Source organism: Halobacillus sp. ABR2_026 (assembly GCF_056158545.1).
The window spans coordinates 3,642,960-3,668,899 of record NZ_JBSWTM010000001.1; the positions used below are offsets into that span (position 1 = coordinate 3,642,960).

General features: G+C 44.5%; 20 protein-coding genes and 1 pseudogene. 6 read left to right on the top strand and 15 right to left on the bottom strand.

Going from position 1 to position 25,940, the window contains the following annotated elements:
* Window positions 1–39 precede the first annotated feature (39 nt).
* Window positions 40–762: a Bax inhibitor-1/YccA family protein gene (locus tag ACXADE_RS18510; RefSeq protein WP_474981892.1), complete on the top strand. Its 723-nt coding sequence runs from the start codon at window positions 40–42 to the stop codon at window positions 760–762.
* Between the two features lie 50 nt (window positions 763–812).
* Here the strand turns inward: ACXADE_RS18510 and ACXADE_RS18515 are convergent, their stop codons facing one another.
* From ACXADE_RS18515 to ACXADE_RS18525, 3 genes are all read right to left on the bottom strand, one after another.
* A complete protein-coding gene (locus ACXADE_RS18515; RefSeq protein WP_474981893.1) occupies window positions 813–2,105 on the bottom strand; it encodes an alpha/beta hydrolase family protein in 1,293 nt (430 codons plus the stop codon).
* Between the two features lie 322 nt (window positions 2,106–2,427).
* Window positions 2,428–3,819 carry an amidase gene (locus ACXADE_RS18520; RefSeq protein WP_474981894.1) on the bottom strand — a complete coding sequence of 464 codons (1,392 nt, stop codon included), beginning with the start codon at window positions 3,817–3,819 and terminating at the stop codon, window positions 2,428–2,430.
* A gap of 18 nt (window positions 3,820–3,837) precedes the next feature.
* Window positions 3,838–5,115, bottom strand: coding sequence for a diguanylate cyclase domain-containing protein (locus tag ACXADE_RS18525; protein ID WP_474981895.1), 1,278 nt, complete (start codon window positions 5,113–5,115; stop codon window positions 3,838–3,840).
* A 352-nt stretch (window positions 5,116–5,467) separates the two neighbouring features.
* Between ACXADE_RS18525 and ACXADE_RS18530 the strand changes: the two genes are divergently transcribed.
* Window positions 5,468–5,806, top strand: a complete 339-nt coding sequence (locus ACXADE_RS18530) for a hypothetical protein (RefSeq protein ID WP_474981896.1) — start codon at window positions 5,468–5,470, stop codon at window positions 5,804–5,806.
* Window positions 5,807–5,917: 111 nt separating this feature from the next.
* Here ACXADE_RS18530 and ACXADE_RS18535 read toward each other — a convergent pair whose 3' ends face one another.
* The 3 genes from ACXADE_RS18535 to ACXADE_RS18545 all read right to left on the bottom strand — a co-directional run bounded on the left by ACXADE_RS18535 (window position 5,918) and on the right by ACXADE_RS18545 (window position 8,489).
* The gene (locus tag ACXADE_RS18535) at window positions 5,918–6,622 is read right to left on the bottom strand and encodes a CAP domain-containing protein (RefSeq protein ID WP_474981897.1); all 705 of its coding nucleotides are present in this window, start codon (window positions 6,620–6,622) and stop codon (window positions 5,918–5,920) included.
* Window positions 6,623–6,708: 86 nt separating this feature from the next.
* Window positions 6,709–7,839 (bottom strand): DEAD/DEAH box helicase, encoded by a 1,131-nt coding sequence (locus ACXADE_RS18540; protein WP_474982271.1) that lies wholly within the window; start codon window positions 7,837–7,839, stop codon window positions 6,709–6,711.
* A 209-nt stretch (window positions 7,840–8,048) separates the two neighbouring features.
* Complete coding sequence (locus ACXADE_RS18545; protein WP_474981898.1) at window positions 8,049–8,489, bottom strand: SRPBCC family protein; 441 nt, start codon at window positions 8,487–8,489, stop codon at window positions 8,049–8,051.
* Window positions 8,490–9,120: 631 nt separating this feature from the next.
* On the opposite strand from ACXADE_RS18545, the pseudogene ACXADE_RS18550 reads away from it, so the two are divergent.
* The 4 genes and pseudogenes from ACXADE_RS18550 to ACXADE_RS18565 all read left to right on the top strand — a co-directional run bounded on the left by ACXADE_RS18550 (window position 9,121) and on the right by ACXADE_RS18565 (window position 14,102).
* A pseudogene (locus tag ACXADE_RS18550) lies at window positions 9,121–10,031 on the top strand (Na+/H+ antiporter NhaC family protein).
* A 263-nt stretch (window positions 10,032–10,294) separates the two neighbouring features.
* Window positions 10,295–12,406, top strand: a complete 2,112-nt coding sequence (locus tag ACXADE_RS18555; RefSeq protein ID WP_474981899.1) for a BglG family transcription antiterminator — start codon at window positions 10,295–10,297, stop codon at window positions 12,404–12,406.
* 21 nt (window positions 12,407–12,427) lie between these two features.
* Window positions 12,428–12,697: a PTS sugar transporter subunit IIB gene (locus ACXADE_RS18560; protein WP_474981900.1), complete on the top strand. Its 270-nt coding sequence runs from the start codon at window positions 12,428–12,430 to the stop codon at window positions 12,695–12,697.
* Between the two features lie 37 nt (window positions 12,698–12,734).
* Window positions 12,735–14,102, top strand: a complete 1,368-nt coding sequence (locus ACXADE_RS18565) for a PTS ascorbate transporter subunit IIC (protein ID WP_474981901.1) — start codon at window positions 12,735–12,737, stop codon at window positions 14,100–14,102.
* Between the two features lie 115 nt (window positions 14,103–14,217).
* Here ACXADE_RS18565 and ACXADE_RS18570 read toward each other — a convergent pair whose 3' ends face one another.
* From ACXADE_RS18570 to ACXADE_RS18610, 9 genes are all read right to left on the bottom strand, one after another.
* Entirely contained in the window at window positions 14,218–14,703 is a 486-nt protein-coding gene (locus ACXADE_RS18570; protein ID WP_474981902.1) for a GyrI-like domain-containing protein, read from the bottom strand.
* 186 nt (window positions 14,704–14,889) lie between these two features.
* A complete protein-coding gene (gene argF, locus ACXADE_RS18575) occupies window positions 14,890–15,846 on the bottom strand; it encodes an ornithine carbamoyltransferase (protein ID WP_474981903.1) in 957 nt (318 codons plus the stop codon).
* Entirely contained in the window at window positions 15,846–18,848 is a 3,003-nt protein-coding gene (locus tag ACXADE_RS18580; RefSeq protein ID WP_474981904.1) for a carbamoyl phosphate synthase large subunit, read from the bottom strand. Before ACXADE_RS18580 ends, argF begins: the two co-directional genes overlap by 1 nt.
* Entirely contained in the window at window positions 18,838–19,902 is a 1,065-nt protein-coding gene (locus ACXADE_RS18585) for a carbamoyl phosphate synthase small subunit (protein ID WP_474981905.1), read from the bottom strand. The genes ACXADE_RS18580 and ACXADE_RS18585 overlap by 11 nt, the downstream gene beginning before the upstream one ends.
* Window positions 19,903–20,012: 110 nt before the next feature.
* On the bottom strand, window positions 20,013–21,173 hold the full coding sequence (locus ACXADE_RS18590) for an acetylornithine transaminase (protein WP_474981906.1): 1,161 nt from the start codon (window positions 21,171–21,173) through the stop codon (window positions 20,013–20,015).
* Window positions 21,170–21,979, bottom strand: coding sequence for an acetylglutamate kinase (gene argB, locus ACXADE_RS18595; RefSeq protein WP_474981907.1), 810 nt, complete (start codon window positions 21,977–21,979; stop codon window positions 21,170–21,172). Before argB ends, ACXADE_RS18590 begins: the two co-directional genes overlap by 4 nt.
* Entirely contained in the window at window positions 21,942–23,168 is a 1,227-nt protein-coding gene (gene argJ / locus ACXADE_RS18600) for a bifunctional ornithine acetyltransferase/N-acetylglutamate synthase (RefSeq protein WP_474981908.1), read from the bottom strand. Before argJ ends, argB begins: the two co-directional genes overlap by 38 nt.
* A gap of 20 nt (window positions 23,169–23,188) precedes the next feature.
* Window positions 23,189–24,226 carry an N-acetyl-gamma-glutamyl-phosphate reductase gene (argC, locus tag ACXADE_RS18605; protein ID WP_474981909.1) on the bottom strand — a complete coding sequence of 346 codons (1,038 nt, stop codon included), beginning with the start codon at window positions 24,224–24,226 and terminating at the stop codon, window positions 23,189–23,191.
* Window positions 24,227–24,544: 318 nt separating this feature from the next.
* Complete coding sequence (locus tag ACXADE_RS18610; protein WP_474981910.1) at window positions 24,545–25,852, bottom strand: lysine N(6)-hydroxylase/L-ornithine N(5)-oxygenase family protein; 1,308 nt, start codon at window positions 25,850–25,852, stop codon at window positions 24,545–24,547.
* Between the last annotated feature and the right edge of the window lie 88 nt (window positions 25,853–25,940).

The following is a 25,940-nucleotide window of genomic DNA, read 5'->3' on the forward strand; positions in this document are numbered from 1 at the left end:
GGTATAGGAAAATTAGAAAGATCGAGAAGGAGTGTTTGAATGAGATCCGGCAACCCTGTTTTAAAAGATGACGCGTTCCGCCGAAGCGGATCCACGGGTAAGACCATGACTTTAGGTGGAACGACAGCTAAAGTTTCTCTTTTGTTTCTGTTCTTATTAGGAACTGCCGCTTATACGTGGTACCAGTATTCGCTGGGAGTGGATGTTACGCTCATGATGGTCATTGGTGCCATCGGAGGGCTTATTTTTGCCTTGATTACCGCCTTCATTCCGAAAGCGGCCCCCATCACCGCCCCAATTTATGCGGCATTGGAAGGCTTTTTCATAGGCGGGATATCAGCTTTTGTAGAGAGTTCCTATTCAGGAATCGTCATTCAGGCTGTCAGTTTGACGCTGGCGGTTATGGGGGCGCTCTTGCTGCTTTACGCGACGAGAGTGATTAAAGTGACGAGAAACTTCCGGCTCATGGTCGTTTCTGCGACCCTTGGCATCTTCCTCGTCTACCTTGTGAACTTTATATTGAACTTCTTCGGGATGACCGTCCCCTACCTTCACTCTAGCGGCCCGATCGGCATCGGAATCAGCTTATTCATTGTAGCCATTGCTGCTTTGAATCTGGTCCTTGATTTCGATTTCATTGAACGCGGAGTCGAGCGCGGGGCACCGAAACATATGGAATGGTACGGAGCCTTCGGTTTAATTGTCACTCTCGTTTGGTTGTACATCGAAATTCTCCGTCTTCTTCAAAAGCTGAGACGTTGATCCCCCACTCATAAAGAAAGGACTCCCCGGTCGGGGAGTCCTTTCTTATGTCATTGGTCAAATCCGTTTTGATTCAAAAATTCAAGAATGCCTTCAATCAGTCCTTCAGCAAGAGGCAGATCAGGATTCGTATAAGTCGCTATATTTTCTTCCCGATTTTCCGGGGCTTTTTTCAGTACATGATTCATTCCGTCAATCAACAGAAGATCAGCTTCTGGTTTTGCTTCTTTCAACCGCTCTGCTTCTGATACGGGGACTTGAATATCATGTGTTCCATTGATGATTAACGCCGGCACATCTATTTCCTTTAATTGCCGGGCGGGGTCATAAGACATCCATGATAGGATAAAGGGCTGGGTATCCGGTGCAAATACTCCTCTCAACGATTGACTGACATCATCAACCGTCTCTCCCTGGCGCAGGCTCTCCAGAATCGTTTGACTTTCTTTGTGTAAATCGTCAGGAAGGCTTTGACTCAATTGCTCTTCCAATACCTGATCAATTGTCCGGCCGGCTCCAGCAAGGGAAATGAACGCCTCTGTCGTTTCCGGACCTGAAGCCATCATACCAACAAGAGATCCTTGACTGTGACCAATAACTGCAATATCTGTAAACCTTTCATCGCCTTCCAACGTTTCCAGCCACTGCTGAGCGTCGTCGATAAATACCTCAAAACGCATGTCGTTTTGATTACCTACCGCTGCACTATTCTTTCCCGCACCTCTTTTATCATATCTTAAAGAAGCTATGCCCTTTTCGGCCAGAGCTTCTGCCAGGAGTTTGAGACTGTTATTCTTCCCACCACTCCCCTGCGAGTTTCCATTCCGATCCGTCGGTCCTGAACCCGGGATGATCAAGGCGACAGGGAAAGGACCTTCTCCTTCCGGCTTCAACAACTCGCCATACAATTTACCTGTCGTAGTTTCAATCGATAGAAACTCCCCTTCATCCTCTTCTTTCTTTTCTTTCACACCTTTCACCACCGAGAAAGGAAAACTTTGTCCATTTTGTGTAAAGGTACCGCTCAGTTCTTCTTCTTCAAGGTTTCCATCAAATTCCACACTCTGACCGGGAAGAGGCATACGGAAAGTAACCCTTCCTTCACTTTTCTTCACTTCCGTCAGACCAAAATCCGCAATATTCTGTGCAGGGATGGTAATCGTACCCGTCCACTTTTCCCTGGATTCAAAATCAAGGATTATACTCAAAGGTTGGTTCGGAATTTCAATGGCCCCTTCCCAATGACCTTCCAACTCAGCTTCTCCCCCTTCAGTTTCTTCCTCAGGATTGCTGCATCCCGCTGTTATAATAAATATCATCATGATCCATAATAATTTCTTCATCGATATCCTCCCTCTCATCTCCTATTTTACAAGAGATAGAGGAAATATATAACAAGGGAATCACAAGCTTTTTCATAAAGACACTATAAAGGTTTAATGAAAACGGAGACTCCAAGGGAAGGACACGCATGTGTGAAAGCCTTCATTTCAAGGCGTTTATGGAGTGGGAGTAGCTGAGGCCAATGACTCACTTCCCAATGATGTTTCTCCACTATCCCCCATTAGTAGCATAAGGCCTTTTTCAAGCTTTCAGAATCGATATACACCTAATAGACCGTTTACCTTTCATCAAACGGATACAGGCTTATTTATAGACTCTCCGTTAAAGGATTTCTTTATATTTGTGCCACCATGGTCGTGCTTCCTCAAGTTGAGAAGCAAGCTTCAGCAGTGTCCGTTCGTCTCCGAACCTACCCGTGAAGTGGGATCCGATCGGAACATTCTCTTCATTCCAGTATAGAGGGACGCTCATGGCCGGCTGTCCAGTTACATTGGCTACCGGTGAGAGATGGGCATATTGAGCAGATACAGCCAGAATTTCATCGATGGTTTTTTCTTCTCCGTTATAACAACCGAGAGGCAGCGCAGATTTCGAATTAACGGGGTGCAGAAGTACATCATATTGATCGAAAAAGGCATGGTACTTCACACTTTCCGTCGCCAAAAACATCCGTGCCTGTTCATACTCCATAGCTGTGTATCCTTCCGCTTTCTTTATGAGAGTGGAGAGCATTTTCTCCAAGTTGTCATCAGAGGGCTCCCTTCCATTCATACGCGAGGCGCCCTTGACAGCCAATGCTCCTCCGACCACCCAAACGGTCACGAATGCTTCCATGAATCGATGGAGGTCAAAATCGGGATAAGCGATTTCTACCTCATGCCCCAGTGATTCACATAGCTGAGCCGTTTCTTGAATCGCCGCCTGCACATCGTCCTGGATCGGCATCGACTCTCCGAAATCAGCCATATAGGCGATCCTCAACGATCCCAGGTTCTCATGGTTGATTCCTGCATAAGGTTTCTCTTGTAAAGGTGTGGCAAAGAGATCCCCTTTTTGAGGACCTTCTAATACATCAAGAAGAGCTGCACTATCCCGCACTGATTTCGTAATTCCGTGACTAACAGCCAGACTGTTTAGGTGCATCGAGAAGGGCGTCCTTCCTCTTGTCGGTTTCAACCCGAACAATCCGCAGTTGGACACCGGAATTCTGATCGAACCTCCCCCGTCACTGGCATGTGCAAAAGGGACCATTCCGGCTGCTACGGCGGCGGCTGCACCCCCGCTTGAGCCTCCAGGTGAATATTTCTTATTCCAAGGGTTCTTCGTAAAACCGAGATGAACAGATTCTGTCGCCGGTGTAAATCCGAATTCAGGGGTATTGCTTTTTCCTATAAACGTCAGCCCTCCTTTTCTGAAACGCTTGACGATTTCATCATCCCAAGCCGCTTCAAATCCTTCCATAACCTTAGAACCATAAGATAACGGCTGGCCTTGCACAGCATTAAGGTCTTTAATGAGAAAAGGAAGACCACGGAAAAATCCTTCTTCCCGGATGGGTTCATCTATATAATGGACGACAGCCTTCAATTCGGGATTCATCCGTGCCATGATCGTTTTATAATGGTTTATGACCTCATGAATATTCAATTCTTTCCGAACCAGTTTTTCCCTCAATGCCATCGCATCGAGATTGTGTATGTCTGTGATTTCCAAGTTTTTTCTCCTTCCTACTCATTTATTGGTATAAACGGTTACACAACTTCTACCATTTTCCTTTGCCCTGTAAAGCGCTTGATCCGCTTTGGTGAGGAGTTCTCCCTGATTCAGCCCATGTTCTGGATAAATGGAAATGCCGATGGAAACACTGATTTCTATTTCATACCCTTGCAGAAAAATGGGTTGAAGGACGCGATGGAGCATCCTGTCTGCCACCTGACGGGGGTGGTCGACATCTGCTAAATCAGTTAAGAGAATGACAAATTCATCGCCACCAAGACGAGAGAGGGTATCAGTTTTTCTCAACCCTTGGTTCAGTCGTTTCGTGAAAATAACAAGAAGCTCATCTCCAATTTGATGGCCATAGCGGTCATTGATTTGTTTGAAATTGTCCAAATCAAAAAACAACAGAGAAAAAATTGACTCTTCCTGCTTCACGCGCTTCAGTTCATTTTCTAACTTCTCAAAGAAATACCGTCGATTCGGAACTTTTGTCAACTGATCGCGATAAGCCAGATCCTCCAAATGGTCCTGCTGCTTTCTCCGTTCCGTAATATTGCGGCCGATCGTTTGAACAGCTTTGGTTTGATTATATTCTACAAGACCACCATGGAGTTCCACATCAATGATGGTCCCATCCACCCTTTTGAGCTGACGTTCAATAGGACCCTTTACTACTCCCCCAGACAACAGCGTAGCCAGTCTCTTTCGTACATCTTCATACGATTCATTGTGAAGAAATAAGGCAATATCCAACCCCAGCAACTCTGCAGCACTCTCAGCACCCAGCATTCGAACGCCTGCCTGGTTCACATAAATAATCTTATCTTCTTCATCGTGCAAAAAAATGGCATCTGGGGATGTCTCCACCAAATATTGATACCTTTTTTCACTCTCAACGCGCTGCTGTTCTTTCTTTTTGAGAAGTTCCATTGTTTGTTCGGACCCCATTTTTATGTAAAGAAGATAGAGCTTGTCCTGGTTTAAACTTTGGATAGCATAGCGGATTTGGAATGGACTAAGGGAAAGATCATCACTTTCCACCCAAGTTTCTGACTCACGATCCGATTTTTTTATAGTTGTCACAATGTGGTGTAATTGCTGTTCACAATAAAGGTGGTCAAGATTACACCCTATTAAATCACCGTACATTTCCTCCATCATCGGGTTGGTATAAGTAAATAGGAAACTTCCTTTTTCCTTCTGTATAACAGCTACGGCATCACTAGAATGGTCGAATAAATTTTGAAAAATTCCTGGATGGTTCATGAAGGTATAATTCGTATCTTCCATATTTATGCACTACTTTCTTGTTCTTCATTAGGTGAAGAGAACTATAATTCATTGGTTTCATCTCGAAAATTATACCACTTTTTCCCTATATTTACCTGTTTCCAAACAGAGTTTTTACACTTTTCTTAATTATTCAGTATAAACCTATAAATTTTAAGGTCAAAATCTTCCGCATTCACTTATATGCCTATCTACATAGGTTTGTTTAAAGACGGGAAGGGTAAATGAACCGAAAGCCATTCAGGAGTTGAGTTTTTAATGAAGACTTATCCGTTGGTTCACCAAATGGACCATGGCTCCCATTTTTTGCAGTTCCTTCTTCCTGATTACTATATTGGGAAGCCATGCATTGTTGTCCCGCTCCATAATTCCTCCATTGTTTCCCATGATTCTTTCAGGCATTGGATCGTTAATCTACTGGCCTCCTTTCTTACTGCAAGGTTCTTTTATTCGCCGCCAAAGCTGTGCCCGCCGTTTTATCTACTTATCGTTAACATTCATCATGTTAGTGATCAGCCACGAAGTATTGGCATCATTGAGTCCTTCTTCTTCCCAAGCTGCTTTTATGTTCATGGGCGTATTGGTTATGATCACTCAATTGTTCTACTTGATCATGGAATGGGCAGAATCTGAGAGGGTAAATGATCCTGTAAATGTGAAAGGCTACTTCAAGTCAGTTACTAAAAACTAGACTCCGTTAAAGTTTAGTGTTGATATCTCCAAAATGAGTATATCCATAACAAATATTAAACAGAGCCAAACAAAAAGACGAATCCCTGTCATTAGGGACCCGTCTTTTTGACTAACGCGGTGTCATGAATAATTGTGTCCAATATCGTTTATAAGGGCCTGAACCTTCGATATACCCCACGCCGATATGCGTGAAATCTTCATGAAGAATATTCGCCCGGTGGCCATCACTGTTCATCCAGCCCTCTACAACTTCCTCCGGGGTCCGCTGCCCAGCGGCGATATTCTCACCGGCAGCCTGATAGGTGAAGTCGAACTCATCCATCATATCAAAGGGTGACCCATACGTCGGGGAAGTATGACTGAAATAACGTTTATCCGCCATATCCTGTGACTTCACATTTGCTAAAGCACTTAAACGATTGTGAGTCTCCAGAGGGGCCAGGTCTTGTTTCTTCCGCTCTTCATTGACCAGAGTGACAACTTCCTTTTCAAATGCTTCTAACTCATAATCTGAAAGGGATCCTTCCGAAACATCTTTTTCAGAAACCTCAGCGGTTTCCTGCTCATCCGATGACTCTTCTGGATATTTCCACTCCACACCTTCAAGAAACTCAAAAAAAGATTGGATATCGACCGCAAAATTTTCAAACTCGCGTTTTATATTCGTATTCTCCACCATGCCTTGGACGTGCTGCGATACCTTTTCATAGGAAGCCCGCGGGCCTTCTTTCCAAAGGTCCTGAGCAGAAACTGGTGTCGCTATGACAATGATGATAAACAAGGCAGTGAGGAAAAGGAAGAACTTTTTGATCATCTCAATTCTCTCCTTCCTTCATGTTGGAAGTCTTCTATTCCAGTATTCCACGGGATCGCGCCAAAGACAAATGAGAAGGTCTACTTTCAGGAAGTTTGAATGTTTCCTTTGTAAATATTTGCTCGATGAAGAGGTACATCCAGATCACGTGCAAATTTCTTTAGACGTTTCTCTTCCACAGAGTTTACAAGTGAAACGACGGTTCCTTCCTGCGATCCAATCCGGCCTGTCCGGCCTGCACGGTGAATATAGGAGGTCATATCTTTAGGAACATCCAGATTAATAATGTAATTGATTTCTTTGATATCCAAGCCTCTTGCTGCCACATCCGTAGCCAATAGTAATGGATATTCTCCTTTTCTGAATTCCCTGATCGCTTTGGCACGTTGTTCTTTTTTTGCGTCACTATGCAACAAACCGATATCCAAATGTTTATAAGCAAGCTTTTCAGCCATAACATTCAGTTTGGCGATGTCCTGCAGAAATGCAAGGCCTTTGAAGCCGTCCATACGAGCCAGCTTTCTCAAAGTTTCTATCTTATCTCGATCTTCACAGACGATATATGTGTGAGTGACATCAGGTTTTTTCACTTCTTCCCTCACCCTGATGACTTCTGCATCATCATCCATGAAGGTTCGGGCGACCTCAATCACTTCATCCGGCAGAGTGGCCGAGAACAACAGTGTCTGGGTATCACGCATCGTGCTCCGCAATACTTCTTCCACCGTTCCGATGTGCTCCGGTACAAGCAGTTGATCGGCTTCGTCCATGACAACCGCATTGATTTCATGAGCTTTCAACTTTTTCTTCTGCATCAGCTCAAATACTCGGCCGGGAGTCCCTACGACGACGTGGGGCTTTTTCTTCAGCTTATCCATTTGTCTTTTAACATTTGCTCCGCCGATCATAGTCATACTCGTGATCCCACTACCCTTCGTCCACGTTTGGATTTCCTGGTGGATCTGCATGACTAATTCATGAGACGAGGCCATGATCAACACTTGGGTGTGTTTCTTTTCAGGATCGACTTTCTCAATCAGCGGGAGTACATAAGCGAGCGTTTTCCCACTTCCTGTAGGGGCTTCCGCCACAACATCTTTTCCATTTACAATAAAAGGAATGGCCTGTTCTTGTATTTGTGTCAAACTTTCATATCCTGACTGGTTCCATGCGTCTTTCGTCGAAGAGGACAACTCCTCCGCCCATGACTGATTCATATCTGTCATCATTCATCGTTCCTTTCTATATCTCTCTATATTCCCTCATCTAAACGTTCATCATCCATTCTGACCACACGTTCTTCTTAAGAAACGAGCGTTCATATTCATACATCATTCAGCCTGAATAAAAAATAGACCTCTTCCCATGTTGGATAATGGAGAGGCCTTTCATACATGATCCATAGCTTAGTCTTATTATATCACCATTACGAAGAAGATTCGATAAACTTCTTTAAATGCTTCAGGTGATCCTGGTCTTCTTTTTTTATAATTTTTTTGATCAACGGCTTCATCAATTTATTACGTAAGCCTTCTGTAAATAATTCACCACGGAATTCAACCTTTGTCCAATCGGAAGTCTGAATGAACTCATAATGGTACCTGACATCCAGTCCGTGCTGGTGGCTACGGACTGAATATTTGCGGTTTGGATCGAAATCAGTCACCTCAATGATGGCACGGGCTTTTCTCCCCCTGATTTCACGCGTCTCCTGAAACCTGTAACCTTCCCTGACCGGACCTTCACTCAAGAGCTTTACATCGATGACAGTATCCATGATCTCAGGGCTGTTGGTGAAATCCGCAGCCATTTGAAACACTTCTTCTACAGGTTTCTCGATAATTACGGTTTGATTCATAAATGTCATTAGTATCCTCCTCTGTTCGAAGCTCTCCCCCCTATATTCGCTTTCCAATCCCATAGTCCTTTTTCCCGGGCGGAGAATATCCTGGCCAAACACACACAAGCTAACAGAAGACTTCTAAAAAGTGAGGTACATACGTATGGGTTGGATTTCGGTTGTTCCTTTCATTGTAGTTATCGTTACTGCCATCTGGACCAAGCAGGTGATCCCGAGCCTGCTTTTCTCTGTAGTCGTGGCTGGATACATTATTGACCCTCACTGGCTTGGTGGCATGATGACAGCTTTAATGTTCATTATTGATGGGTTAAGGGATGAAGCCAATTTAAAAATCATTCTCTTCCTCTATGCTTTTTCGGCACTCATTGGATTAGTGAAAATGTCTGGAGGCATTAAGGGTTTTGTCAAAGAAGCTACCGAGCGGATCGATCATAAGCGGGGAGCCTTCATTCTTACATGGATCTCTTCACTGGGAACCTTCAGTGCACCGAGCTTTCGCATCGTTACCATCGGCCCTGTCATGAAAGCATTAAGAAAGAACATTCCTATGACGAAACAGGAACTTGGCTTCGTCATTGAGACTACTGCTTCTCCGCTTGTAGTATTGATTCCGATTGCAACTGCCTTCGTCGGCTATATGACATCTGTCATTGAATTGTCGTTGCAGCAGGCGAACACTGAGGGAGACGCCTACTCCTTATATTTAAACAGTATCCCCTTTAACTTCTTCGCTTTTTCTATGTTGATCGTCGGTTTTTACATGAGCTTCTTCCATAAAAACAAGAAACCCGCAACGGATGCTGAGAACATGGACCAGGAACCGAAGGAAAACGATGATCAGTGGGAAGATTGTCATCCCGCCGTCACAAAAAACCTCCCGGCAAAGCCGTGGCACCTTATCGTTCCATTGTTCAGTGTCATCGTCCTCACATTCTTCCTTATGTACACGGTCGGTGTAAGAGGAGGTAAGTCAGGCTTCGGCGCCTTAATCAATGCCAACGTATTAGACGCGATGGTTCTTGCCGTCGTTCTTACTTTAATTGGATTTGTCATCTATTTGAAGTTCCGTAACGAGAAGCTTAAAAAGATGATGGAGACAGTTGTCACTGGAGGAAATGAAATGATGGGGGTCATCGTGCTCCTTGCCATGGTCTGGGGTTTAAGCAGCGGTTCAGAAGCCTTGTCATTCGCAGATACGATTTCCCAGTCTTTTAACTGGATACCCGGAGGTTATGTGGCAGTCATTTTGTTCATTGTCGGGTGTGGGCTTTCCTATTTCATCGGATCTCCTGGGGGACATGGGGAATCTTGATGCCCGTGGGAATCTCCATAGCTACTGCAGCGGGCAGCCCACTCCCTGTCGTCATCGGTGCCGTTTTTGCGAGCGGTACTTTTGGGGCTTTCGCTTCTCCATTAAGTGATGATACGAACACGACAGCAGGAATCTTGAATTTGAACCCGATCAAATATGCGCGTTTTAAGCTTAAGCCAGCGCTTATAGCTGCAGGTGTAGCCTCTATTCTTTATTTTGGAATTTCATTCTTTTAGCAGAGCATAAGGAGGAGCCTCTTTGAGGCTCCTCCTTATGTTTTCTATCCCCTTTTTCAACTCTCATGCCCCTCACAGGACATGAAATTTCCCAAGTTAACCAACTGTGCATTTTTGCAAATTTAAAATCTACAAAAACCGCACACTGAAACCCCTTACACAACTCCCCATGCAGAGTTATACTGTATTCACAAGATGATCATCTATTCCATGTGAGTCCAAGTTTTGCAAACTTTCAAAAGTAGTTATCCAAAGGGGGCCCCATGATTTTAGATAAACGACGCGCGCATTTATTATCTATCATCCAACATGCCGATGACCCTGTATCCACCAGGGATCTAATCGACAAAATGAAAGTTTCTCAAAGGACCATTTACTATGATATCGACCAAATCAACAACTGGCTGGTTTCCCAAAGTCTGGATCCCATCCAAAGCAAACACGGACGCGGATTGTTCTTACCCCCCGATTCTAAAGCAGAACTCTACAACAAACAGGATTGGGGAATCAATGACTGGCAGTACCAACTATCCAAGCAAGAACGAGAAACACTTATTAAAGCGAAAATCTTACTAGAAGACCAGGATGCTTCTATGGAACAGTTTATGAATTTGACCAGCATGAGCCGGGGAACAATAGCCAAAGTATTAAAGAGTATCAAGCAGGACTTTAAGGAAGCAGGTCTGGACCTTCAATACAAGAAGAATGTAGGGTATCAGCTTACTGGTTCTGAAGAAGAAAAAAGAAAAATGCTTTCCAATATCCTTGCCACCATCTTTTCACAATCGAATTGGCAGAACGTCAGAAATAAAATTCACCAAATGATCCAGCCTGAATTTGAAAACAGCTCTCAGGAAACGGAACTAAGAGATAAAGTAAAAAAGATCCTCTTTGATGTTGAAAAAGAGTTAGGGTTGACGCTCACCGATGAAATGGTGGAAATCCTCTCTTTCCAGGTGCTAATGGTCATTAAACGAATTGAACGGAAGAAGTATATTTCCGTCCACCCTGAAGAAAAAAAGGTATTGCAGCAAACAACCGCCTACCAAGGTGCTTTACTCATTACCAAATCGCTTGAAAACTGGCGGGATATGGATTTCCCTGAAGATGAAATATGCTTCATCACAATGAACCTATTAGGTTCAAAAGTTCAACATGAAGACTTCAGTCACTACTCCGAACAAGAGTTGTCAGGATTAAGAGAAGTCGTACATTTGATGATGAATGACTTTCAAATATACTCCTGTGTGGTGTTTGATGATAAAGATGGACTTACGGAAAACCTTATCTCACATATAAAACCAACCTATTACCGACTTAAATATGGTGTGAAAATCGCTAATGATTTAGCATTCAGCATTCAGGAAACGTATCCTGACATCTTCCACTTGACTAAAAAAGTCATGAAACACTTAGAGGTTTACGTTGGTAAGAAGATTCCAGACGAGGAAGTGGCCTATATCACGTTACATTTCGGTGGATGGATCACGAAAGAAAAGAAAAAGGTAGAAACAAAACTCACGGCCATCATTGTGTGTGAAAACGGTATAGGCACATCCAATATGTTACGTTCCCAACTTGAAAACCTCATCACAGGCTTAACTATTACAGACACCTTATCCATGAGAGAGTATCAACGGCGGCATTATTCTGCAGATGTTATTTTCTCAACCAATTTCATAAAAAAGAAAGACACCCCTGTTGTCCACGTCCCTGCTATATTAACCAACTATGAAAAGCAGAGAATCATTCAACGGATGAATGAACTTTTCGGTTCAGATACGACGGAAAATGACCCGGGTTTTCAGTTAATGGAAGTCATCGAACGTCATGCAAAGATTTACCGTAAAGAAGAGCTGAAAGAAGAACTCATAAAACTGTTAGAACAAAATATTCTGCAGACAAAGGAGCCACGAAAACCTATGCTCAATGAATTATTGACGGAAAAGACCATTAGGTTTAAAGATCGCATATCCGACTGGGAAGAAGCCATCACGGAAGCCTCTACCCCCCTTCTGGATCAACATTTCATCCGTCAGGAATATGTGCAGGCAATGATTGAAAATGTAAAGGAATTAGGCCCTTATATCGTCATTGCTCCACGAATCGCCATCCCTCACGCCCGGCCAGAAGCAGGAGTGGAAAAGCTTGGGATGAGCTTATTAAGACTCAAAGAACCTGTTTACTTTTCGGATAAAGAAAAGCACAGGGCTCAACTCATCATCGTGTTAGCCGCTATAGATAATCAGACACATCTCAAAGCGCTCGCCCAACTTACGGGCCTATTATCAGAGGAAAAAAACGTCGATCGATTAATTGCAGCCGATAACGCTGAAGCTGTCATTCAATTAATTAACCAAACGGTAGAAGTTTAACAATTTGAGGAGGAATAAATAATGAAAAAAGTATTAGTTGTATGCGGAAATGGTCTAGGAAGCAGCATGATTGTAGAGATGAATGTCAAATCAGCATTAAGTGAGATGGGAAAAGAAGCTGAAGTCTCCCACACCGACTTGACGACAGCAAAAACCGAACAGGCGGATGTGTACTTAGGATCAGAGGATATTGTGGAAAGCCTTGAAGACGGACAGAAAAACGTGGTCAAATTGAAGAATTTGATGGACAAAAATGAACTTCGGGAAGCGTTGGAAAAGCAGAGTTTATAAGTTACCTACACCAAATAAATAGTAAGGAGCGTCTACCATGATTGATTTAATAATGAAGGACATCTTAGGAACTCCCGCCATCCTTGTTGGGTTATTTGCCCTGATTGGTCTGCTGGTTCAGCGTAAGAATTCTGGAGATGTTATCTCCGGAACTCTAAAAACAGTCATGGGCTTTGTTATCCTGAGTGCAGGTGCAAATGTACTCGTACAGTCCCTCGGGAAGTTCAGCAGCATGTTTAATGAAGCATTCTCTGTCGATGGAGTCATTCCGAACAATGAAGCCATCGTAGCTCTTGCGCAGGATAGCTTCGGTACAGAAACTGCCATGATTATGTTATTTGGGATGGTCGTTAATATCATCCTCGCGAGAATTAGTCCTTTTAAATATATCTTCTTAACTGGGCATCATACGATGTTCATGGCCTGCCTTATCTCTGTCATCTTAACGACAGGTGGATTTTCTGGAGTTTCACTTATTCTCCTAGGTTCCATTATCCTCGGTGGTTTAATGGTTCTATTTCCAGCGATGCTTCAACCTTTCACCAGAAAGATCACCGGATCTGATGATTTTGCCATCGGTCATTTCGGTTCCATTGGATACTTAGTCGCCTCTTTTGTAGGGAAGCGTGTTGGCAAAGGTTCTAAGTCAACAGAAGAGATCCAAGTGCCAAAATCACTCGGTTTCCTAAGAGACACAACCGTATCTGTATCCTTGACGATGATTATTCTTTTCTTCGTTGTTGCTGGAGCAGCCGGACCTTCATTTGTTGAAGGTGAACTTAGTGAAGGACAAAACTTTTTGGTTTTCGCCTTTATGCAGGGCCTTACATTCGCCGCAGGCGTTTACATTATTTTAGCAGGTGTACGGATGCTCCTCGGAGAAATCGTTCCTGCTTTCAAAGGAATCGCCGATAAAATTGTCCCAAATGCCAAACCTGCACTCGACTGCCCAGCCATCTTCCCTTTCGCCGGGAACGCGGTCATAATTGGTTTTCTATCCAGTTTCATCGCCGGGCTGATCAGTATGCTGTTCCTCCCTTTATTAGGCTTGAAAGTCATAGTACCAGGATTGGTTCCTCACTTCTTTACAGGAGCAGCCGCAGGGGTATTTGGTAACGCAACAGGCGGCAGGAGAGGCGCGATTTTAGGATCAATGGCAAATGGAGTAATGATCAGTTTCCTCCCGGCGCTCCTCCTGCCCGTTTTAGGATCCCTTGGCTTCCAAGGAACTACGTTCGGCGATGCCGACTTCAGTGTAGTAGGAGTAGTCCTTGGTAACCTGATTAATTTGATCGACTCAAATGTTACCGTGTTCGCTTTAATTATCTTGATTCTCAGCATTCCTTTCCTGATAAGCATCAGGTCCAGAGGCGGGAAAGATAAACAGGACCCAAACGCTGCTTAAATCCAGGAACCTACTTTTTCGGGATCATCACCTCATTCAAACAGCAGCTTCCATTCTTCAAAGAATGAAACATAAAAAAGCAGGGAAAACCTCGGTTTTCCCTGCTTTTACTTTTTTATTTGATGGGCAGATATAAGCAGTAGCTCGTTTCCGTTCCTGTATATGGACGATATTCTTCAAACCCGAACCCTTCGACCTGTTCGAACCCTTCTTCTTCCAGCCATTCATGCAGGTAAACATAAGGGTTGAAATCATGAATTGAAGGATCATATTCAAGCATGGCATACGTATGAGCAGGGATCGTCTTTGTAATCATATTGGATGGAATCTTCTCAAAGCTGTCGACCTCTACTGCAGCAATCCAATAAAAAGCGTCCGTCATTTCATTCCAATTCGGCGGGTCGACAAACATCCCGATGGAGCTTGGAGCATTCACCCTGTTTCTTACTTTCGGCAGATTTGTCGTATGGAACTGTTCCATCAAGCGTGGAATTTTGACTTCCCGTTCATCCATCATCGTTTGACAAGAGACGCCGACGACTTTGATGTTGGACTTACGAACAACCTGGGGTTCCACAACGGTTGTCAATGACTTACTCATTGCATGGCCACTCCTTTTCATTTGAATACTCTCCTCAAACTACTTCCACATCCGTCCTGGATTTCCTTGTAAAAGTTGTACGTTCGATGAAATTCGTAGCCTTTCGACCTTCTTTTTACATGATTGAATGATGAGTTCCTATTCCTTTATCCTATTATTGTTCTCATTTGATTTATGCTCATAAATTCACTTCCATCCGACGAGGGCCTGCAAAATCGCTTTCTGCACATGCATACGATTCTCAGCCTGCTGAAAAACCGCCGTATGCGTACCATCTATGACCTCTGCCGTCACTTCTTCCCCGCGGTGGGCAGGGAGACAATGAAGAAAAGATACATCCGGCTCAGCCATGCTGATCAAATCATTATTCACTTGATAGTCATGGAAGTCCACCAATCTTTTTTCCGCTTCCTCCTCCTGCCCCATGCTCGTCCAAACATCTGTATAGATAACATCCGCATGCTTCACAGCTTCATTTGGGTCTGTCTCCAGACGAATCGATCCCCCGTACTTTTTGGCAAGTGCTTCAGACTTTTTAGTGATCGCAGGATCAGGCTGATACCCCTCGGGAGCTGATACGACCATCTCCATTCCCATCATAGCAGCCAAAATCATCAAGGAGTGTGCAACATTGTTTCCATCCCCGATATAAACAACCTTCACGCCCGCCAGACGGCCTTTCAGCTCAAGAATGGTGAAGATATCCGCAAGGGCCTGACAGGGATGATAAAGGTCGCATAAACCGTTAATAACCGGCACCGTTGCATGCTCTTCTAATTCTTTCAATTTATCATGGGAAGACGTTCTGAACATGATGGCGTCCACATATCCAGAGAGCACACGGGCGGTATCTGCAATGGTCTCTCCCCGCCCCACCTGAATATCATTTGTATTCAAATAAAGCGCGTGTCCCCCCATTTGTACCATACCGACTTCAAACGAAACACGCGTCCGTGTCGACGACTTTTCAAAAATCATCGCCAGGCTTTTCCCTTTGAGAGATTGGGAATAAGGGTTTTCTTTCAAATGCTGGGCCTGTGCTAATAACTGCGACACTTCTGTCTGGGTGTAATCAAGCCAGGTCAAAACGCTTTTTCCGTGCATCGTTCCATTTGCAGAAGACATTTGTTCCATCAAATTCATTAAGATCGCACTCCTTTACGTGAATTGCCCGGCAATGGGGCCGGTACATAATGTTCGCAGGATAAAGACTGGATATAAGCATTGAATGTCGTCTTTTCACTAAAGACAGTCAAACCATTTTTGACGGCCCGGATTCTTCGCTCAGCATCTACAGGTTCATCACCATCATTGACATAGATGGACGCTTCCTCCTGTTTCAGCCAATCGGCAAAGTCTGTCGTTGTACCTGGAGACTCTCCCTCTACATAGCAAGCTCCCTTCACTTCATCGGCATCCGGGAGATGAGCGAATACTTTTCGAAGCGCTTCGTCTACGTTTTTTCCCAAGCACATCCCTTCACCCGTCGATTTCATATTTGGACCGAGTTTATGATCAACTTCCGTTAATGCATAAGAAGAAAAAACAGGGTACTTAACGGCCGTTGTAAGGAAGACAGGCGCAGGAATCTCCGTAAGATCAACCTCACTGCCTGCCAGAATCCGGACAGCCAAATCAACCATAGCTACATCCGACACCTTGCTCACGATAGGAACCGTCCGGCTCGCTCTTGGATTCACTTCCAATACATAAACGTCTTCTCCACTCAATAAAAATTGGATGTTCATAATCCCTTTATAGTTAAAATGGGCAGCGATCAGCTGACTATAGGAAGCGATCTTATCTTTGAACACCGCAGGCAATGTAGATGGGAAAAGAGCCATACTGTCCCCTGAATGCACGCCTCCCGGCTCAATATGCTCAATGATCTCAGGGAGGTACATATGATTTCCGTCCGACACCAAATCAACTTCCACTTCTTTTCCTTCCATGAATGTATCCAGCACAATCGGATAATGACGGTCATCTGTCTTTTGAAGCGACTCTTTTAGTTCAGTCATGTTATGGACGATGACCATGCCCTGTCCACCTATGACATAAGAAGGTCGACAGAGAATAGGGAAAGAATAGTGTTCAGCAGCTTGAAGTGCTTCATTGCCTGTGTGACATGTGGTTCCTGAAACATAGGGAATCTCCAATTCTTTCAATGCCGAATAGAATTTATCTCGATCCTCAAGAGCATCCAGGACACTAGTATCGACACCGGCAAGCGGTATACCTTCCTCTTCCAGTTCGGCGGCCAGATTAATAGCTGTCTGTCCACCGAACTGAGTAAATACCAGATCGATTGTTTCATGATCCACAATCGATTTGATGATTTCCTTTTGAATCGGTTCAAAATAAAGGCGATCAGCTGTTTCATAATCTGTACTGACGGTTTCCGGGTTGTTATTCACCATAATGGTGGTCCATCCTTGCCTTTGAAGACTTTGTATAGCCTTTACGGCGCTATAATCGAATTCTACTCCCTGACCGATTCGAATGGGTCCCGACCCAAGGATTAAAGCTTTCTTCTCCCCCTGTAAGGGCACGATTTCGTTATTTCCTGCAAATGTGCTGTATACATAGTTCGTAGCGGCTTCAAACTCCGCTGCGCAAGTATCCACAAGTTTAAATTGACGTTTAATGCCGGCGACTTCCCTCTTTTCCTCCACTTCTTGTTCAGACAGGCCGGAGAAGGAGGCAATTTCTTCATCCAAAAACCCGAATAGCTTCACTTTTTCTAAAAGCTCATCACTTAATGGTTGTTGCTGCAGTTGTTGTTCACACGTAATCAGGTTTTGAAGGACTTGCAAATAAAAGCGATCGATTTTGGTTTTCTTATGAATCTTTTCTATACTCTCCCCGTTCCTTAGAAGGTGAAGGATAGCAAAATAGCGTAAATCGGTGGGCTGCTCAAGATGCTCCCACGGATGAATAATATCCGGGATGCTGGTATCCAGTGATTGGACAGCCTTTTGGAAAGCTCCTTCCAACGTCCGATCGATAGACATGACTTCCCCTGTCGCCCGCATTTTCGTTCCCAGTTTCCGATCCGCCTCGGAAAATTTATCGAACGGCCAGCGAGGGAATTTCACCACAACGTAATCAAGCGCCGGTTCAAAGCTTGCGTACGTATGTCCAGTAAGCGGGTTTTCCAACTGATCAAGCGTATAGCCAAGGGCTACCTTTGTCGCCATCTTCGCAATTGGATACCCCGTGGCTTTCGAAGCAAGGGCGGATGACCGACTCACACGAGGATTCACCTCGATGACGTAATAATTCTTGCTTTCAGGATCGAGGGCTAGTTGAACATTACAACCACCGATAACATCTAACTCTGAGACAATCTTGAAAGATGCTGTCCGAAGCATTTGATAGTCATTGTCCGATAAGGTTTGCGAAGGAGCGACTACGATAGAATCACCGGTATGCACACCGACGGGGTCAAAATTCTCCATATTACAAACAGAGATACACGTTCCATTATGGTCACGCATGATTTCATACTCGATTTCCTTAAAACCTGCAATACTCTTCTCTACGATGACTTGGTGGATCGGACTTGCTTTTAACCCTGTTGCGATCAACTCTTCCAATTCATCAGGGCTGTGAACGATTCCACCTCCACGTCCACCGAGGGTGTAAGCCGGGCGACTGATGATTGGATAACCGACCTTTTCAGCGAAATCTTCGGCCTGAGCGATCGTCGTAATCACTTCACTCTCAGGGACCGGCTGGGAGAGGTCCTGCATGAGACTTCGGAACAACTCTCTGTCCTCCCCTTTTTGAATAGAGTGGACGCTCGTTCCTAACAATTCGAGGTTATAAGCATGCAAAACTCCTTCTTTCTCCAGTTCAACTGCCAGATTCAGAGCCGTCTGTCCCCCGAGCCCTGCAAGCAGAGCATCTGGTTTTTCGAGTTCAATAATTTTCGTCAGACTTTCGACGGTTAACGGTTCACAGTAAACGACGTCTGCAACATCATGGTCCGTCATAATCGTCGCTGGATTATTATTTACAAGAATCACTTCGCACCCTTCTTCTTTCAGTGCGAGACAGCCCTGCGTCCCTGAATAATCAAATTCTGCGGCCTGACCGATCATAATAGGTCCAGATCCAATGACTAATACTTTACGAGACATGTGTTTTCACTCCTTTGTTCTTTACAAGTGTTAGGAAGTCGTCAAACAACCATTCTGCATCTTTCGGCCCCGGATGAGCTTCCGGATGGAATTGGGCGGACATGATGGATTTCGACTCATGCATCAAACCTTCTACCGAACCATCGTTAACGTTATAAAACCTTTTGACAAGCGGTGTATCATCCAATGTTTCTTCTTTCACGACATAATTATGATTTTGGGAGGAAAGAAACACTTTTCCTGTCACCACGTCTTTTACAGGATGGTTGGCTCCACGGTGCCCGAAGGTCAATTTTGTCGTATCCGCTCCATAAGCAAGGGCAATGACTTGATGACCCATACAAATACCAAAGGAAGGATACTTCTCCAATGCCTGTGTTAACAGCGGTAAAACTTCTATGGTATCTTTCGGATCCCCTGGTCCATTCGATAGGACGACAGCGTCTGGATCCATTGAATCAAGCTTTTCCAGCTCGGAAAAAGGAAGCACTGAAACCCGGACCCCTCGTTCAAGAAGAGCGTTTAAAATCGATTTTTTCCATCCGAAATCGATAAGCGCGACATGCATACCGGATTCACCGTACGTTTCTATACCTTCCCCTTTCACCTGTTGAATTTGGTTGTTCTTCGTCGGAGAAAAGGAATAGTCTCGTTCAAAGGTGAGAGCGGCTTGCTGCGTCCCATCCGCACGTATGGACTTAGTCACTTCTCGTGTGTCTACGCCTGTCAAATACGGGATACGGTTCTCTTCCAAATAAGTACCTAATGACTTCTTCGCTTGAAAATGGGAAGGAGTGTCTGCACATTGGAACATGACAACCCCACTCACCTGGATTTCATAACTTTCTCCATCCTCCTCATTCACCCCGTAATTTCCAATCAACGGATAAGTGAATACAACAATCTGATCTTTATAAGAAGGATCCGTGAGAACCTCCTGGTAACCCGTCATACCTGTAAAGAAGACGACCTCACCCTGGACGTTCAGGCTAAGAGTTTCAGAAGCCTCTCCTTCGAATGTTGTTCCATCTTTCAAACATAAGTACCCTTTCATTTCTTCACCCCACAAAATGAATATTTATTATATATTGCGCATTTTTATACATTAAGATCTTGAGAAAAACGGTGCGGATCACAAATGTGATCATCACCGTTTATACAATTTCATGCTTTTTGAAGACTGTCTTCATGTTGTTGGATCGCTTCCGTAATCAGCGCCACTGCCTGATCCAACTCCTCGTATTCTACCGTTAATGGTGGAAGCAGCCTCAGCACGTTAGGGCCGGCGACGACGGCCAGGAGTCCTTTTTCCCTTAATGAATGAACGATTTGAATCGCCTCACCGGATACAGAAACCCCAAGCATCAGTCCTTCTCCTCTTACTTCTTTCACGCTATTAAATCGACCCAGCGAATCAACCAGTTTATCTTTAAATGCCATCCCTTTCTCTGAAACACTTTTCAAAAAGACTTCGTCAAATACTTTTGTGGCTGTTGCTTTCACGGCGCTTGACGCTAATGGATTACCACCGAAGGTAGAACCATGCGAACCTGCTGTAAAGGCTTCCTTTAAGAAAGCTTTCCCTAACATAGCCCCGACTGGGAAACCACTCCCCAGTCCTTTAGCTGCGGTTACAATATCAGGGTCCAAGCCATGGTGCTGATAGGCAAAAGCTTTCCCTGTCCGTCCTATGCCCGTTTGTACTTCATCGATGATCAACAAGGCTCCAAGTTCCCGGCACTTATCCTGGACTGTTTGAAGGAATTCAAGAGTGGCTGGAAGTACCCCGCCCTCTCCTTGAATGACCTCGACCATAATAGCCGCCACATGACCATCGTGTACCTCTTCAATCTTTGAAGCGTCGTTGAATGGGAAATATTCAAACGTCGGCAGCAACGAGCCGAACCCGTCATGGATTTTTTCCTGGCCCGTCGCACTCATAGTAGCAAATGTGCGTCCATGGAACGACTGCTTGAACGTAATAATCTTCTCTCTTCCTGTATATTTACGTGCCAATTTGATAGCAGCTTCATTCGCTTCAGCTCCACTATTACAGAAAAACGCATAATCAAGACCAGAGGCCTTGCATATGAGGTCGGCTGCTTCTTCCTGAACAGGAATTTGGTACAGGTTGGATACATGCCACACTTTGTTCAACTGTTCTTCCAGAGCTTCTTGAACTTCCGGAGGGCGGTGACCCAGGTTGCATACAGCAATACCGGACACAAAATCCAAATATTCACGCCCCTGATCGTCTACTACTTTCGTTCCCTCTCCAGATACAATCGTTAAAGGAAACCGATTGTACGTCGGAAATAAACTCATTCTACCGGCTCCTTTCTTTTCGCGCGAATCGATGTGCCATTCAACGAATCGCCTTCCATCAATGCTTGCTCGCCACTTACAATTCTTACTTCTTGTAATTGACCGGATAACGCTTCCGTAGCTGAATGAACTTTCGGGATCATCCCCCCATAAATAACTCCCTGATCGATCATGCCCTCGATTTCCTCAGGAGTTGCTGAAGAAAGAATTTCATCTTTCACTAATATCCCGGGTACATCCGTCACATAAAAGAGTTTATCGGCTCCTACTGATCTGGCTATAGCTCCCGCTGCTGTGTCGGCGTTAATATTGACGTTTTGATCGTCCCCTGTTCTCCCGAAAGGCGCAACGACAGGGAGATACCCCTCATCGAGAAGGTGATGCAGGATAGCAGGATTTACCCGTTTCACTTTTCCCACATACCCTAATCTCTCTTTATCGAGGTAATCAGCGAGCAAAAGTGAAGTTTCTGAACCTTTCACCCCAATGGCGCGGATACCCTTTTTGGCTAACTCTCCCGTGATCCTGCTGTTCACCGATCCACCAAGAACCATTTCCACGACTTCAAGCGTTTCCGAAGTGGTTTTCCTCAACCCCTCATGGAACTCACCATCAATGTTCAACTTGTCCAGCATTTTAGTGATCGCAGGACCTCCGCCATGCACAATGATGCATCTAAAATGTTCCTGCATCTTTTTAAAACTATCATAAAAATCTTCGGTTAGACGATCCAGCATACTTCCTCCGAGCTTAACGACAATGACAGGCTTACGTTCTGTAGCTTGCATTAATCTTGACATAGTCATAAGTCAAGTCGCACCCCCAAGCCGTCCCTTTTCCCTCACCTTCATGTAGACGGATCGTGATTTTCACCTGCTCATTATCCAGATCTTCTGTTGCTTGTTCCTCAGAAAACGGACAAGGAGTCCCATGGCTGAACACGAGCTGTTCTTCCAAATAGATATCACATTGATTTGGATCCACTTCAGCCTCACTGTGACCGATGGCACCGACGATCCGTCCCCAGTTGGCATCTAAACCATAAACGGCTGTCTTTACAAGACTCGATCCCACGACTTTTTTCCCGATGATGCGAGCTTCCTCGTCCGAGCGAGCACCTTCTACTTCTACTTCGATCAGTTTGGTAGCCCCTTCCCCATCCTTCGCAATCTGCTTGGCAAGATCTTCGCAAACCAATTGGAGGGTCGTTTGAAAAGCTTCCCAGTCCTGATGGTCTTCTGTCAGCGTGGAATGCTCGACTGCCCCATTTGCAAGGGCTAGGACCATATCGTTCGTTGAAGTCTCTCCATCGACCGTAATCTGATTGAATGACTTATCAATCGTATGGCTGAGTGCCCGTTGTAGAGCTTGAGATTCTATCGTTGCATCTGTTGTAATAAAACCGAGCATTGTCGCCATGTTCGGATGAATCATCCCTGAACCTTTGGCAGCCCCCCCGATGCTGATGGTTTTTCCATCCACCTGCACCTGATAGCACGCATGCTTCTGACAAGTATCTGTTGTCAGAATGGCTTTTTGAAAGTCCTCGTATCCATCTTCCGTCGGTTCTACATGTTCACAGCCGTGAGCAATCTTCTCCATTGGAAGCTGCTGTCCAATGACCCCAGTTGAGGCCACTGCTACATATTCATTCGAAATCGCAAACCTGTCCGCAATCATGCGACGCATCTCATAAGCGTTCGCAAGCCCTTCTTCCCCTGTACATGCATTGGCAACGGCACTATTGATGGCTACACATTGAATTTTCCCTTGTTCCGCAATGCTTTCCTGGGTCACCTTGAGAGGTGGAGCTTGGAAATGGCTTTGAGTATAGACCGCTGCTGCCGAAGCCGGCTGCTCACTGATGAGAAGTGCAAAGTCCTTTTTCCGGTAGCGTAACCCACTATGAACTCCGCCAGCCTTATATCCATTCGGTGTAATAATTGACCCGTTTGTTACTTTTTCAATCGTCTTGGTATTCTTCGCTTGTATCAAACCATCTCTCCCTCTCTTCATTATGGATAAGCAGGCAGCGCTCCAAGACCTGCCCGTTCATCGAAACGGAATACGATATTCATATTGTGGACCGCCTGACTGGCCGCCCCTTTCATCAAATTATCAATTACACTTACGATGGTCACCCGGTTTGTGCGAGTATCGATCGTCATGCCGATGTCACAATAGTTGGATCCATACACATCTTTCGTACAAGGAAACACCCCTTCTTTCCTTATACGCACGAAAGGCTCTGTTTCGTAATAGCTTTCAAATTTTTGCCTGAGGGCCTCTTCTGACATCCCTTCTTCCAACTGAAGGTATATCGTTGCCATAATCCCCTTAGTCATTGGTACCAGATGGGTGGAGAAAGTGATCGGTTCTATCCGGCCGTCCCATTCGGACAGTTGCTGTTCTATCTCCGGAATATGCTGATGCTGGTTCACTTTATAGATTTGGAAATTCTCCTGGGCATGAGCAAAATGAGTGATCGGATTCGGGTTTTTCCCCGCCCCTGAAACTCCGGATTTTGCATCGATGATGATCGATCCAGGTTTCGCTAGTCCCTCTTTCACCACTGGTCCTAAGCCAAGTAAAGCTGCTGTTGGATAACACCCCGGGTTCGCGATAAGATCCGCATCCTGAATCTCTTCTTTCTTCCATTCAGGAAGGCCATAGATTGATCCATTCAGCGTCTCATCAGGAGCCGCTGCTTTTTTGTACCATTGTTCATAAGAAGCCGGGTCTTTCAACCTTAAATCCCCAGATAGGTCAATGACCTTTGCATGACCTCCTCGAAGCTGTGGAGACAATTGTGAGGAAACTCCAGAAGGTGTCGCAAGAAAAACAATATCCAGTTCTTCCTTCATTTTTTCCGGCTCTAAATCTTGTAATCGGTAAGTCTTTTCCCCTTGAAATTGAGGGTAAATATCTTCAAATTTCACCCCTGCCTGGGATGATGAGTATAATGTGATCGTTTCAACATGTGGATGATTGGTTAACAAGCGGAGCAATTCAATTCCGCCATATCCGGTCGCACCTACAATCCCTGCTTTCACTTTGAATCCACCTCTATGTATATTTATTATTTAAACTGTATATTTACAATATTATTAACCCTTAGGAAGCAGATGTCAATAGATTCCCATCACAATTTGCGAGTTTTACAGATTCTTAACGGGAACACTGCATAAACTCAATATCCCCTGCTAAAATCGAATCGTAGAAAACCAAGAAGAAACATCACTTATAAACATGTGGATAAGTGATGTTTCTTCTTGGTTTTTCTTTTTTTATTCACATATGCACAATTTTATACACATTATCAACATTCACCTAACGAAAAACCCCCGGTCATGAATGACCAGGGGAAAACTTTAAACATTGAATGACTGGAAGATATTCTTCTCATTCGTAGGGAACACTTCACGCCCTACCAAATGATTAATAATCACTTTATTTCGATGAATGGATAATCCGAGGTTAGTCGAACCAACTCCATGAGTATGGGAAATACCGCTGTGGACGTAGATTTGATTTTCCGTCTCCTCCGTCGTGATCAAGCGATAGTCTTCAGTCACCTTGTACCTGCCTTCTTCATCCCATTCCAGGAAATCTTCCAGATGATGAATAAAGTCTGGAACATAAGGCTTGTAACCTGTAGCTGCAATCACAAGATCCGTGGAATGAGTGAACGTTTCTTTCTTCTGATAATGATAACACTCTAATTCATAACCGCCTTCTGCTTTTGGACGGACGTCTTTCACTTCACTGAGTACCTGCAAACCTACATTCAATGCTTCCTGTCCCACTGAATATTCGTAAAGCAGATTATAGATATCGTTAATGGTATGATTGCTGATCCCTTTGTAATACAACCCTTGGTTCGCAAATATTTCGTCCTTTTGCTTTTGAGGAAGCTGGTAAAAATAATTCACATAGTCCGGTGAAAAATGCTCGAGACTGAGCTTTGATTCTTCCATCGATTCAAAGCTGGCAGACCGGGTAATCCAGTCCAGTCGATATCCACAGTCCCTTTGTTCTTTCAGCAATTCCCTGAAGGTTTCAGCAGCACTCTGACCTGACCCTACAACCGTAATGGATTGCGCTTTTCGACAGCGCTCCTGATTAGGAAGAAAGTCAGCTGTGTGGAATACATCTTCAGATGAAGCCTCACGGAAAGACCTCGGCATGACAGGAACACTCCCCGTCCCCATCACTAAATTTTTCGTGCGGTATACGTCTACATCTCCCGTTTCCATGTGAGTCACTTCAACTTCAAATACTTCCTCATTATCCTTGTAGTGCTTGATGTTGCTTACCCTTTTTCCAAACTGACAACTGTCCAGCTGACCCGCCGCCCATTGGCAGTAATCATTGTATTCCCTTCTTGGGATATCCAGGCGCTGCAAAAAGTAAAACTGATACATCCGCTCATTTTTACTGATGTAATTCAGAAAGCTGTACTTATTTGTAGGATCTGCCATAGTCACCAAATCCGCTATAAATGGCACCTGCATTTTTGTACCTTCAATCAGCATTCCGGGGTGCCAGTCGAATTTCTCACGCTGTTCAAAAAATAAAGCTTCCGCTTCGTCAACCTCATCAAGCAAAGCAGCCAGGCTGAGGTTGAAAGGTCCTACACCCACCCCGATCAGATCGTAAATCTTACCTTTTTGTTCCATTATTGACGACTCCTTTAAGTAACGTTCCTCATTTATATTCATTGCTGGTTTCCTACTCCTGCCTTTTCTCCTTTTCAGAAAAATCCCC

Coding starts and splice junctions, on each gene's coding strand:
- ACXADE_RS18510 (WP_474981892.1), top strand. CDS start 40: ATGAGATCCGGCAACCCTGTTTTAAAAGATGACGCGTTCCGCCGAAGC.
- ACXADE_RS18515 (WP_474981893.1), bottom strand. CDS start 2,105: ATGAAGAAATTATTATGGATCATGATGATATTTATTATAACAGCGGGA.
- ACXADE_RS18525 (WP_474981895.1), bottom strand. CDS start 5,115: ATGGAAGATACGAATTATACCTTCATGAACCATCCAGGAATTTTTCAA.
- ACXADE_RS18535 (WP_474981897.1), bottom strand. CDS start 6,622: ATGATCAAAAAGTTCTTCCTTTTCCTCACTGCCTTGTTTATCATCATT.
- ACXADE_RS18540 (WP_474982271.1), bottom strand. CDS start 7,839: ATGAATCAGTCATGGGCGGAGGAGTTGTCCTCTTCGACGAAAGACGCA.
- ACXADE_RS18545 (WP_474981898.1), bottom strand. CDS start 8,489: ATGACATTTATGAATCAAACCGTAATTATCGAGAAACCTGTAGAAGAA.
- ACXADE_RS18555 (WP_474981899.1), top strand. CDS start 10,295: ATGATTTTAGATAAACGACGCGCGCATTTATTATCTATCATCCAACAT.
- ACXADE_RS18560 (WP_474981900.1), top strand. CDS start 12,428: ATGAAAAAAGTATTAGTTGTATGCGGAAATGGTCTAGGAAGCAGCATG.
- ACXADE_RS18565 (WP_474981901.1), top strand. CDS start 12,735: ATGATTGATTTAATAATGAAGGACATCTTAGGAACTCCCGCCATCCTT.
- ACXADE_RS18570 (WP_474981902.1), bottom strand. CDS start 14,703: ATGAGTAAGTCATTGACAACCGTTGTGGAACCCCAGGTTGTTCGTAAG.
- argF (WP_474981903.1), bottom strand. CDS start 15,846: ATGAATTTGATGGAACAAATGTCTTCTGCAAATGGAACGATGCACGGA.
- ACXADE_RS18580 (WP_474981904.1), bottom strand. CDS start 18,848: ATGTCTCGTAAAGTATTAGTCATTGGATCTGGACCTATTATGATCGGT.
- ACXADE_RS18585 (WP_474981905.1), bottom strand. CDS start 19,902: ATGAAAGGGTACTTATGTTTGAAAGATGGAACAACATTCGAAGGAGAG.
- ACXADE_RS18590 (WP_474981906.1), bottom strand. CDS start 21,173: ATGAGTTTATTTCCGACGTACAATCGGTTTCCTTTAACGATTGTATCT.
- argB (WP_474981907.1), bottom strand. CDS start 21,979: ATGACTATGTCAAGATTAATGCAAGCTACAGAACGTAAGCCTGTCATT.
- ACXADE_RS18610 (WP_474981910.1), bottom strand. CDS start 25,852: ATGGAACAAAAAGGTAAGATTTACGATCTGATCGGGGTGGGTGTAGGA.